The 11,382-nt window shown below is 42.0% G+C and carries 8 protein-coding genes; 1 reads left to right on the top strand and 7 read right to left on the bottom strand.

What is annotated here, in order from left to right:
• The first annotated feature begins 141 nt into the window (after positions 1-141).
• On the top strand, positions 142-528 hold the full coding sequence (locus H6G77_RS02980; RefSeq protein ID WP_190591728.1) for a CVNH domain-containing protein: 387 nt from the start codon (positions 142-144) through the stop codon (positions 526-528).
• Positions 529-983: 455 nt separating this feature from the next.
• Here the strand turns inward: H6G77_RS02980 and H6G77_RS02975 are convergent, their stop codons facing one another.
• From H6G77_RS02975 to H6G77_RS02945, 7 genes are all read right to left on the bottom strand, one after another.
• Positions 984-2,267, bottom strand: coding sequence for a pitrilysin family protein (locus tag H6G77_RS02975; RefSeq protein WP_190670895.1), 1,284 nt, complete (start codon positions 2,265-2,267; stop codon positions 984-986).
• 163 nt (positions 2,268-2,430) lie between these two features.
• Entirely contained in the window at positions 2,431-3,699 is a 1,269-nt protein-coding gene (locus tag H6G77_RS02970; RefSeq protein ID WP_190870789.1) for a pitrilysin family protein, read from the bottom strand.
• Between the two features lie 193 nt (positions 3,700-3,892).
• Entirely contained in the window at positions 3,893-7,033 is a 3,141-nt protein-coding gene (locus tag H6G77_RS02965; RefSeq protein ID WP_313954475.1) for a carboxypeptidase regulatory-like domain-containing protein, read from the bottom strand.
• Between the two features lie 451 nt (positions 7,034-7,484).
• Positions 7,485-8,372 carry a P pilus assembly protein, chaperone PapD gene (locus H6G77_RS02960; RefSeq protein ID WP_190870788.1) on the bottom strand — a complete coding sequence of 296 codons (888 nt, stop codon included), beginning with the start codon at positions 8,370-8,372 and terminating at the stop codon, positions 7,485-7,487.
• Positions 8,373-8,491: 119 nt separating this feature from the next.
• On the bottom strand, positions 8,492-9,025 hold the full coding sequence (locus H6G77_RS02955) for a hypothetical protein (RefSeq protein WP_242049131.1): 534 nt from the start codon (positions 9,023-9,025) through the stop codon (positions 8,492-8,494).
• Positions 9,026-9,467: 442 nt separating this feature from the next.
• Positions 9,468-10,133, bottom strand: coding sequence for a glutathione S-transferase family protein (locus H6G77_RS02950; RefSeq protein WP_190870787.1), 666 nt, complete (start codon positions 10,131-10,133; stop codon positions 9,468-9,470).
• 121 nt (positions 10,134-10,254) lie between these two features.
• Positions 10,255-11,379, bottom strand: a complete 1,125-nt coding sequence (locus tag H6G77_RS02945; protein ID WP_190870786.1) for an aryl-sulfate sulfotransferase — start codon at positions 11,377-11,379, stop codon at positions 10,255-10,257.
• Positions 11,380-11,382: the final 3 nt, after the last annotated feature.

Below are 11,382 nucleotides of genomic sequence, written 5' to 3'. Positions count from 1 at the left end.
ATATCATTACCCTTGTCGTTTTAAAAATTCTTGCTTGATAATAGCCCCGTACAAACCACCCAATTGGATAGAGTTTGTATAGAAGCGATAGCTGTAATGTCTGTCCTTGTTTAGATTTTCTTTATCTTGGAGATGAAAACAATGAAATCAGTTCTGAAACTATGTATTGCCGTCCTGTTCACATTTGTTGTGTCTTTTATGACCACAAATTCTGCCTTGGCTTTGGGTCAGTTTAGCTTGACTTGTCGTAACACTAGTATTCAAGGTTCTGTTCTAACATCTACTTGCGAAAGAGCGAGTGGTGGCGTTTACAAAACTAGTTCTATTAATTTGAACCCAGAAGTTGAAAATGTTAATGGTAGTCTGAAGTGGCAACCCGGTAACTTTATTGAGACTTGCAGAGGAACCCAACTAGTTGGTTCACGTCTAAGTGCTCAATGTAAAACCCGCGCTCAACAGTGGGTTTCCACCACAATAAACCTTGACGACCACATTGCCAATATTGATGGCACTCTAAAGTATGAGTAACATCTAGAAACATCAATCTCATGGAATGAGGACGGGAAACGGGGAACAGATTGGTTTGGTTCTCATTTAGAACTATATTGTTAGCTCTCTTCTATTCCTTGTTTCCTGTCCCAAAATCACCATCTTTGTATTACTAGAGAAGTCAGGACTGCCGTATAGTAGTCCTGACTTCCCTTGTCTACTTACATCTTGCAGCAGTTGGGGACTTGCAATTAAGGTAATACCAAATTAAAAAATGATTGCGACAGATTGATGGCTCAAAAGCTTACCGATCAACCCTTACCCAATCCAAAATCTAAAATCCAAAATGGTATAAGGTGGGCAATGCTAAAAATTTACTGTGAGCATTGCCCACCCTACAGTTATTGAGAATGCTGCAAGATATGAATCTATCTTGTCTATCTTCCTTGTCTCCCTTGTCTACCTTGTCCCCCCTGTCTCTATATGTTCACATATCAATTCAATGCCAAATTAATAGCCTCTTCCTGACCAACTAAAGATAAGTAAGGGGTTTGCAAATACCGACTAGCAGCAGCTTGAGCATCTGCAACAGTCACGTCCGCAATTAGCTGTTGAAATTGGCTATCAAAATTAATTCCTAAACCTAAAATTTCATACCAGCCGTAAATCTGGGCAATTTGTCCGTTAGTTTGTTTACCTAAAGCATACTGTCCAAGAATTTTGTTTTTCGCAGCTTGAAAGGCGTTGGTAGAAACTTCCGTCGCCGACAGTAAATCTACCTCTGTCCGCAGTCCGTCAATGGCAATGGTAGTATTTTCTGGGGCTGTACCCATATAAACAACAAACGCACCAGGATACAAGCGTGTGGGATAAAAAGCCGAGACTTCGTAAGCCAGACCGCGTTTTTCGCGTAATTCCACAAATAAACGACTAGATAAGCCATTGCCCAAGTAGGTAGACAGCAATTTCAGTGGGGCGTAATCTGGAGAATTGACGGCTGTCCCTAAATAACCCAACATCACAATAGATTGTTGGGTTTGTAGCGGCTTGATTAGACTTTGGGGATTCACGGGAATTTCGGGCAGATGCAATACTGGTAATGGTTGTGGGGGTATTTGCCAATCACCAAACACTTGCTCTACTAAGGCGACAGCTTCTGTTAAGGTAATTCTGCCGGCGATACTCACAACTAAATTATCGGGACGAAAATAAGTTTGGTGATACTGCACCAAGTCTTGGCGAGTAATGCGGCTCATGGTAGTTTCATCACCCAGCAATGACATCGCATAGGGATGATTTTGGTAGATGGCTTGCCGCATTTGCTCAAAAGCCAAAGTAAAAGGCTGTTCTTTTTGGGAGCGAATATCTTGTAAGGCTAACCGCCGTTCTAATTCTACTTGTTCATCGGGGAAGGTGGGCGATCGCAAAATTTTTCCCGTCAATGCCAATATCTCTGGAAAATCTGAGGTGACAGTCTTTAAAGACAACAAAAAATAATCTGTAGAGGTATCTGCACTCAAACTAGCCCCTACAGATTCTACTTGTTCGGCAATTTCTAAGCTCGAAAGCCCTTCACAGCCTTTAGTCATCACCGCCGAAAGCAAATGTGCTAACCCGGCTTGTTCTCGTTGTTCGTAACAACTACCAGCCCGGAGAAAAATTCGCCCAGCAATAATATCCGCCGCCGGATTTTCTGCCACTAACACAACAATGCCATTGTTGAGTACGGTGCGATGAATCAAGGAGTGAGACAGGGAAGGTTTTACAGTTGGAGTCATTTTTTAATAGTCAATGGTCATTAGTCAATCGTCATTAGTTCTTTTCACCCCTGCTCCCTTGCTTCCCGTCTGACTTTTGACTTGAAAGTGCTGAGTGCTGAGTAAAAATGCTAGTCCCACTTTCATGCTTGGCTATGAAACTTGTTTCATCGGGACTGCCTTCTTAGTAACCTGGTTTCAGGATAGTCACTGCATAATTCTGCGGTGAAAGATACTGTTTAGCTAATTGTTGCAGTTCTTGGGTAGTAAATGACTGAATTTGCTCTGGATAAGTTGTGGCTACTTCCGCTTGAGCAATAGTGTTGTAGTAACCATACAGCCCGGTTAATTGGTTGGGCGTTTCCGTCGAAAAAGCATACTCATTACATAACAACCTACGCATTCTTGCTAATTCTTGTTCCCTAATTCCGTCAGTTTGCAAATCATGTAAATGACTGCGAATTAAGTACTCTACTTTCTCGATGTTTTCTGGTTCTAGCCAAGCAGTGATAGTAAATAAACTCGATTCTTTTTGTAGAGAAAAATTACTACAAATTCCATACACTAATTGCTGTTCTTCCCGCAAGTCACGCACCAAGCGCGAAGTCCGCCCCTCTGTTAAGAATACAGATAACACATCTAAGCCATAAGCAGTGCGGAGTTGGTCAACTCCCGGTGCAGTCCAAGCCATGAGTAACCGCCCTTGCTCTAGCCTGGGTAAACACAGTTCTTGACGCTGTATACCTTGAATTAACGGTTTTTGGGCTGTAATAGATGGTGGACAATCAACAGGTGGAGCAAAATTAGCAAATGATTGATTCACTAATTCCCAGGCTTTGGCTTTTTCAATTCCGCCCACAATTACCACAGTCATATTTTCTGGCTGATAGTGAGCGCGATGAAAACAGCGCATGTCATCGGCTGAGTGCTGCATCAGTTCCTGCTCTGTACCCAGCACCGAACGTCCATAAGGATGCTGCGGATACACATTTTTGATCAAAGACTGAAATCCCAGCCATTCAGGATCATCATAACAAGAGCGAATTTCTTCTAGTACTACATCTCGTTCGCGCAGAAATTCATCGTCAGGAATAGCTGCATTGACTAGTATTTCTGCCAGATAAGGCAAGGTATCTTCTAAATAAGGTGCAGCAGTGGTCACGCAGTAATGAGCGTAGTCGTGGCTGGTGGCTGCATTACTCACGCCACCACGGTTTTCAATTTTATAATCAAAAGCTCCAGGGGCAATTGTGGCTGTCCCTTTAAAAATCATGTGTTCTAAAAAATGAGCCATCCCAAACCACTGTTCTGGCTCTCTGGCTGCTCCAGCACGCACCCATACATCCGCCACAACCACGGGAGTAGTCGGAATCTCTTGATGAATCAATGTTAGACCATTATCAAGTTTTAAAATCGAGGCTGGGAAAACAGGATGAATTAATTGTTGTGACAATTTTTTGTAGATTAACCACAATTTAACGTAATCTGGTCATCTTAACTCTTAACTAAATCTAAATTAGAATCATTTGATACAGATTGATTAATATTTATAATGTAAAATTTTTAGCCAAAATTAGACAAAATACTTCATTTCTGTATATATTTCTGCCTTTAGCTTTGATCCATAACCGCTAACCCAGTTTATTTCACTGAAGATTGAGTTCTTGAAATGGTGCTGAGGTTTCTTGTAGTTGTAAATTTTCGGTGTTAAGCGGCTGGCCATTGACTTCTATTTTGTAGTTACCTTGCTGTAAACCTTGCAAATAATAGACTCCTGCGCCATTGGTAACGGAGAATCGCTTTTGTCCCGAATTTAGTTCTATGGCTTCGACTTTGGCACCGGGAATTGGTTTACCGCGAGAATCAGTAACCACGCCTGAGCGAGTAAAAGAACGAATCATGGGTAGCATAACAGGTGTGTAACTGCCAGCAACTACATCCACGGCTAAAGCTTCAATGGCTGTTTGCCAGTTGGCTGGAAAGCCAGCCGGATCGAGGTCAAGGCGATATTTGCCGGGAGATAAATAAATCAAAGCGCCATCATTTTGAATTGTGGGTGCAAAAGACTGTAAAGGTTGATTGTTAATGGTAAATAGTAAGTTTGGCTGATCCAAATATATAGGTTCATTGGGATCGCGTTTACCGTTACCGTTGCGGTCGAAAAATGGCTGAATCCAAATTCCGCCTTGAGTACGTAAGTTGTTCGCTTGGCGAGAGGGGTGAGGCTTGATACCTCTTTGCAAGTCAAGACTAGATACCAACTCTAAGCCAAAACTTGGTTCATTGGATGTAGTGGAAATGCCTTGATAACGTCCCCGGAGTAATAAGCCAGGGAGAATATTGGTGCCTAAAGTTGCAATGACCCCAGAACCGAGGGAACCAATACCATAAGCTAGTTGTGCTTCCCAAAAATAGTTACCATTCAAAGAGCGTTGTGGGGAACGATAGCGCCATCCCAAGGTAGCGAGGCGATCGCTTTGAGTAAAAATATTACTAGTTTCATAACCCAAAAATAAGGCGTTGCCTTGGTGAGTAAATTTCTTGGGAGAAAGATAGTAAGCTAATTCCGATGCTGAAGCAATTTCGTTACCATTGCTGTTTAACTCTAGTTGTCCCCAACGATGCAATAAATTCCAGCGTACATGACTTTGGGTATTGAAAGTCATCCGCGCAAAGGTAAAAGAATTTTTGCGGTTATGAGCAATTTGCACACCGCCAAATCCGCCTTCTTTGCTATCGACACCACCAAGTAAAGTCAACCAAGGAGACATTCGCCAATCAAAATCAAATCGGCTTTTATAGCGATCGCTCGTAAATCGCGTATTAATCTGAGGTGAGATATCAAATGTGACATTAGTATTAATATCCCAGCGATCGCCACTCAAAGCCGATAAAGCCACTTTTAACGGCAGATTTTGGGGTTGATAAAATATTTCTGCCAAGCCACGAAATGATTGATCGTAAACACCACCCAAACCTACTGTTAAATCAGGAGATAAACCCCAGCGTTGGGCTACACCACCACGAAAATCAGCAAACTCCCCAATTACAGAATTAGCATCCGCAAATTGTCTGCGGAAACCACCAGAAACTACCAACGCACTTGCGCCGGCGGGGAGTTGTCCGGGTAAGGTAGAAAATGTCACATTTCTAATTTCTGGTGTTTCTGTTAATCTTCCTTGGGGATAAAGCAACAATTGATAAGTTGCCCCTAAAAATCGCGTATCAACTTTGACATCATTAAAGCGATAAATTTCCGAAGAATCTACCAAAACTTCGGCAATAATGCGATCGCCTAAACCTTGAGTTAGTCTCACTAAAGTTCCTGGTGCGGCTTTTCCCGTAATTACCCGCCCAATTTGATCAGACTGCATTCTTTGATTGGGCGATAAACCACCACCAACAGTTTTGGGCGGTTGAAATCCCCAGCGTTGAATTGTGGTCAACCCCCAATAATCACCAGTACCTTGGCTCAACCAAAAAGGAGCCTGTGAACCAATCACATAATCAGCTTGATTTGTTTGTCGGAGAAATTGTGCTTCTGCAACTTGCCAAGCTGTGGGATTTTGAAACTGAGGTTGATTAACACGCACAAACCAACTACCACCCAAAGCTGTACCCACTGCGGCGAAGTCTCCTTGATAATTAGACGTACCACTAGCTGAACCACTAACGTTCAATTTTTGCTCAACGGCGGTCAAAGTCAAGCCAGGAGCCGGAACTTCTGGTAATCCAGCTAATTCTACAATTGGTTCTGGTGGTGCAATTACCTGGGTGGCTTTGAGCAACCAAGGGCGTTCTAAGCGCACAGCATAATCACTAATATCAAATTTGGCTGTGACTCCTAACAAAGTTTGCAACTGAGCGACAGAAAACACCAATCCCAATTGCGGATCATTTGTGAGTTTTTGCGGATTAATTCGAGTCACCAAACCAGGAGCGCGAATTTCTAATTGACCATCAGCTAAAGTTGTGACATTGAGTTGCAAAGCCCTAACTACAGCCTCATAAGGTATCAACCATTGCTCAAAATTAATTGCTTGCATACCATCTTCTCGACCACGCATTAACACACTTTTAATGCTGGGACGTTGGTCTACATCTAACCCCACGGGAAAAACCCGTAACTCTTCTCCCGAATCTCTCACGTATGGGTGGAGGGTGTGGGGAGAGGGGGAAGAGGGGGAAGAGGGGGAAGTGTGGGGAGAGAGGGAAGTGTGGGAGGAAAGATTTCTTCCCACCCCTCCCCATCCTCCCACCCTTCCCACACCCCTGGATTTCTCACAAGAGAGAAATCCAGGTTCTGAGATTGGCACTTTAATCGATGGTGGTTCGCTTCTCGCTTTTGTTTTCTCTTCTGGGGAAGTCTGCAATGAAGAGTCTGATAATTTAACTGTATGAGATAAAGCAGCTTCAGGAGCAAAGCTTTCTGGCGGTGCAATGACTGGCGCAAACTGTATTTCTGAGTCATCTGATAATTTAACTGTATGAGATAAAGAAGCTTCGGGAGCAAAGCTTTCGGGCGGTGCGACGACTGGCGCAAACTGCTGTATTTCTGATTCAGAAGTCTGCGAAGCGGAGGATTTGATAGTTGCTGTGGGAGTTAAAGTTTTGTCGATGGGAGAGTATTGGGGCGGTAAATTTTCGGGTGCGCTAGGTTTAATAACTACTGGAGTGGAACTTGCTGAAGACAATGATGCAGCAGTTTGCGGTTGAGCGATCGCATTTACAGATGGTAAATAATTAGTATCTGGGGAAAGTTCAGTATTAGATATTAAGTAAGACACAGTATTTTAAAAGAGTTACAAATTAAATTAATTTTTTATAGGATTGATTATCTAAGCTTGAGCAAGTCTGAATGCTTACCAAAATTAGTAGAACTCTTGCACGAATGTTATGAAACACGAATTTTAAGTCTCACGCAAAGGCGCAAAGGCGCAAAGAGTTACAGATCATTCGCTTGTTTAGTAGGCATAATCTGATTTATGCAAGAGGTCTAGTAATAATTATCAGAATTTTGTAGCGTCAAATCTGCATAATTATTACAACTATCAAAACTATAGCGGTAGTCAGAAATGTTAGGAAAATTTCAAAGCTTGAATGCCAGGAATAGTAAGACTTTGCCTCCTGCCTTCTGCTATATTTATATCTTTGTACCTTCGTGAATTAATAACTCCAAATACACAAAGGTACAAAGTAGAAAGAATGCTGAATCTATCAGGAAATAGTCTGACCTGATTAACGAAGAGCAGATGCCGCAGTTTGAGGTATAGTCAAATTGACATTGAAAGGAACCGTTTTTTCTGCCAAGCCTTCACTCCACAATAGCTCACCACTGAGTTCATATTGACCAGGCGTAATTTCTGGCTGATTTTGAGCTACAAGGTTGAGGAAAAAATTGCGATCGCTTTGAGCCACAATAGCTGTTGGTGGTAATTGTCCACTTCTGATCACTTTTCCTGCTCTTTTTAAATTCCAGGTAGCTGTGGGTAAAACCGAAGCCGTACCTGTATTTTTAACCAACAGTTGAATTTTCTTTGCAGAAGCATTTAATTGGGCGCTATCTACTATTAAATTAGGTGATACATTCCCTTTACGAACATAGAAAGTAGAACCAACTTTACCAATGATACTAATGGCATTGCCATTAACATCTTCTGCACGAATTTCTTTGAGATTTTCAGTAAAAATCACCACTCGATATTCACCATCTGGTAAGTTAGGTGGCAGTTGACTTAATAACCGAATGCGTCGAGTAGCACCAGCCGGAATTGTCAGTTCCCCTGGTGAAAATTGTAAGTAAGGGGAAAGGTCTGTTGGGCTAGATTTCAAAGATTGAAATCCTGTATCTCGATGATATGTAAAAGGCTGAACATATACACGAGCGCGGAAGGGTTCATTAGTCATATTTTTGACATTAATTACACCTTCTGCTTGTCCTTGGTGCGCCTTAGCCGTAATTACCATCGGAGAAATTTGGACTTGTGCTTGTGCCGTCTTAGGGTTAAAAAATCCTGCTGATAATGCCAAACCACTCAGAGAAGTAGCGGCAATAATCATACTATGTTGCTGCTGGAAATTCTTGAGTAAGACTCCCAATTTTGTTATAGTCAAATTACTAATCATGATGTTTTTCTCTAAATCTCTTGAGTAATATAAGGTAGATATAACTTGAGTTGAGTAAACAAGATTTATGGGATTACCTTTAAACCAGAACTCAAGTTATAATAAACAAGCTAATATCTTTAAGGTGTGACTGTTAAATTAACAGTAAAGCCGTATGTTCCTGCTGTTAAAGCACTACTATTCACCACAAGCATGTGTACATCTAAAGGAATAGTTGTACCAGGAACCACCGTTTGAGGCGCACCAGCCACTCCAGCAGTAAAAGTGGCAGCAATTGTTCCTCCAGCAGCAGTTGCAGTGTATACAGGAGAAGCGAGAGTCGGCCCGGCTGTTTGGGTAACACCTGTAATATTGAGACTACCGGTACTGCCTGTACATGATACCTGTGCTGTTCCTTTGGTTCCTCCATCTGCTAACGCACTACTCAAAGTAGTAGCTGTGGGGTTGCCTAAAGTACCATTACCAGGTGTACCCGGAAAAGAACAAGCCGCAACAACTGAACCACCAAACGGCACATTTTCCGTATCAGCTGCAAATGTTTTAGATGTAACAGCAAAACTTCCTAAAATCAAAGCTGAAGCGATAAAAAGACGACGAATCATTGCTGGTTCCTCAATTAATTGTGTTAACTGAAGTTGGCGATGAATATTCAACAGCAATATCTAATTGTGGTTAACTTAGTCCTGCATAGATGTTTGTTGGTCTAACGCAAAGATGCCAAGAGTCATAAGGAAAGAACAACTACTGCAAGCAATCTCAAGTTTAAGGTTATGAAAAGGTAGATTCCCTGATAAGAAGTTTCTGTTGATACCCTTCTTTGCCTTAACTTCATAAATCTTATTGTGCTGTGTATCTCAGCATTTATCCACCGTACTTATGCTTAATTTTACGAATTTAGCTTTGAGTAAAAACTCGGATTTAAAATTATACTAGCAATAAAAATAATAATATAGAAAACTAAGCACTTTCCCCTTTAAAAACAGGGAAAAGTGCCTTAAGCTAGATCAGGAATCTGTGGTAAATACTTTTTAAACTTGTATAAGTATTTACATTATGTATGCTTGGCTAAGTTTAGCAATCTCAATAATTGCCAGACTAGACTGCAACAGGTGTCGCAAATCTAGCATAACGCTCTATGTAAAATTCCTTGGAATTAGCGATCGCTTTGACAGAATCTCTTTCTTTGAGAGCATGTTTCCACTGTTTCAGACGGGTGAATTCGGCTGGTAGGGGAAAATCACGATATTTCTTGAGTGCAGCCCAACGCTCGAACCAAGGGAAGAAAGTAAAATCTACCAAACTAATAGATTCACCAAACCAATAGGGGCCGTCTTTCGATAACTTCCTAAATGCTTCGTTTTCGATGAACTCTAGATGTTTGTAGAGTTCTTTTTTCGCTTCTTCTTGTTTTTGGATGTCTGGACTCCGCAAGAGGCTAGAAAAAGCGGGAACGAATCTAGTGTTAGCAAAATCAATCCAGATGCGAGCTTGGGCTTTACCTATGGCATTGTTGGGTAACAATGACGGATTAGGAAATACTTCATCCAGATATTCATTAATAACAGCAGATTCCCAAACGCGGCGATCGCCATGCACCAAAGCTGGTACTTTGCCATAAGGGGAAATATCTGTAAATCCTTCTGGCTTATTCTGCAAGTCAATTTCAATCAAGTCAAAGTCGATTCCCTTTTCTTGCAATACCAAGCGAGAACGGTGAGCAAAAGGACAAACGACGGCGCTATATATTTTAACTTCAGCCATGTTTACGTTCCTTTGTGAATCGGAATTTGTAGTCGGTTTTGGGACAGTTTCATCCCAAATCTGTTAGTCAGGCAGAGACAGAAAAACTTTCTTACCTCCTGCCTTCTGACTTCTGCCTTCTTTACAGCCAAGGCACTTCTTCAGGTGCGTAACGGAAGGCGCGAAAGACTGAATTCTGTTCCCCACGAGCTACCAACGACTTCTCCCCAGGGACATTACGAGCAGCAAAATGGGGGTTGACGTATTCCCAAACTAGTTCTCCTTCTCCAGTCACCTCAAAGATGCGTCCATAAGCACCTTCGGTAATCAAAGTATTACCATTCGCAAGGCGTTGCGCTCCTGATATATAGGAACTGAAGAAGTTGTGTGGTGGACTATCGGTATACTCCCAAACAATTTCTTGAGTTTGGCGGTTAACTTCAATCACACGAGAAAAATTCAACGCTGTGTGACGACGATGTGCGCCATTATCAAAAATCAAGATATTGCCGTTAGGTAATTCGTTAGGAAAATGCTGCTGTGCCAGTACATTATCCCCCAACGTCCAGATAATATTTCCGGTTTGGCGATCGATAATAGCAACGGTAGAAATATTCCGGAAACTCACAATAATATTCCCGTCAGCCAGTTCCCCCACAGTATTACCGTGAGTCCATTCATGTCGTTGGTCTTGGGGAGTAATGACAAATTTCTCTGGGTCGAGGTGTTCGTAGGCGTGCCAAGTCCAGACAATTTCGCCTGTGGGTGTGACTTCGTAAAGTACATCAGCATAGATATCACCATCGGCTTCTGTGCCAGCGATACCGCCTTTGATGCGAGGAACCAGAGATTGAGGTATCTTTTCAATGGCTAATAAAATTACATTGCCATTGCGGAGTTTTCGCCCATCATGATGATGATCTGGATGCTGATATTCCCAGATAATATCGCCTTTGGGGTTTACTTCTAAAACTACGCCACCTTTAAACGCCGACCACAAAGGAAAACGCGGTGGAATCTCTGGAGTCTTACCGTTATAGAACAAATTGCCATTCGGCAAAAGATAACCATATAACCCTGGCGGATAAGGCAAATTCCATTGATGTACCACTTCCCCTTGCAAGTCCAAAAGATATACTTCTCCATTACCCGTCAACGGTGTAAAGAGTGTATAACCTTTGAAAACTTTCTCAGGATTGTAAGCTTTTAAGCCAGTACCCCGACGACGGATAGTATTTTGTTCAACAAACGTTGTAGCGAGAGTCATGTT

Origin of the sequence: Aulosira sp. FACHB-615, from assembly GCF_014698045.1 — a bacterium.
Lineage (GTDB): Bacteria > Cyanobacteriota > Cyanobacteriia > Cyanobacteriales > Nostocaceae > Nostoc_B.
Note: the sequence above shows the minus strand (reverse complement) of the source record. Positions and strands in the feature narration are given on the sequence as shown.

Excerpts from the sequence above, each read along its gene's own strand:
- H6G77_RS02945 (WP_190870786.1), bottom strand. The coding sequence starts at position 11,379 with ATGACTCTCGCTACAACGTTTGTTGAACAAAATACTATCCGTCGTCGG.
- H6G77_RS02960 (WP_190870788.1), bottom strand. The coding sequence starts at position 8,372 with ATGATTAGTAATTTGACTATAACAAAATTGGGAGTCTTACTCAAGAAT.
- H6G77_RS02975 (WP_190670895.1), bottom strand. The coding sequence starts at position 2,267 with ATGACTCCAACTGTAAAACCTTCCCTGTCTCACTCCTTGATTCATCGC.
- H6G77_RS02980 (WP_190591728.1), top strand. The coding sequence starts at position 142 with ATGAAATCAGTTCTGAAACTATGTATTGCCGTCCTGTTCACATTTGTT.
- H6G77_RS02950 (WP_190870787.1), bottom strand. The coding sequence starts at position 10,133 with ATGGCTGAAGTTAAAATATATAGCGCCGTCGTTTGTCCTTTTGCTCAC.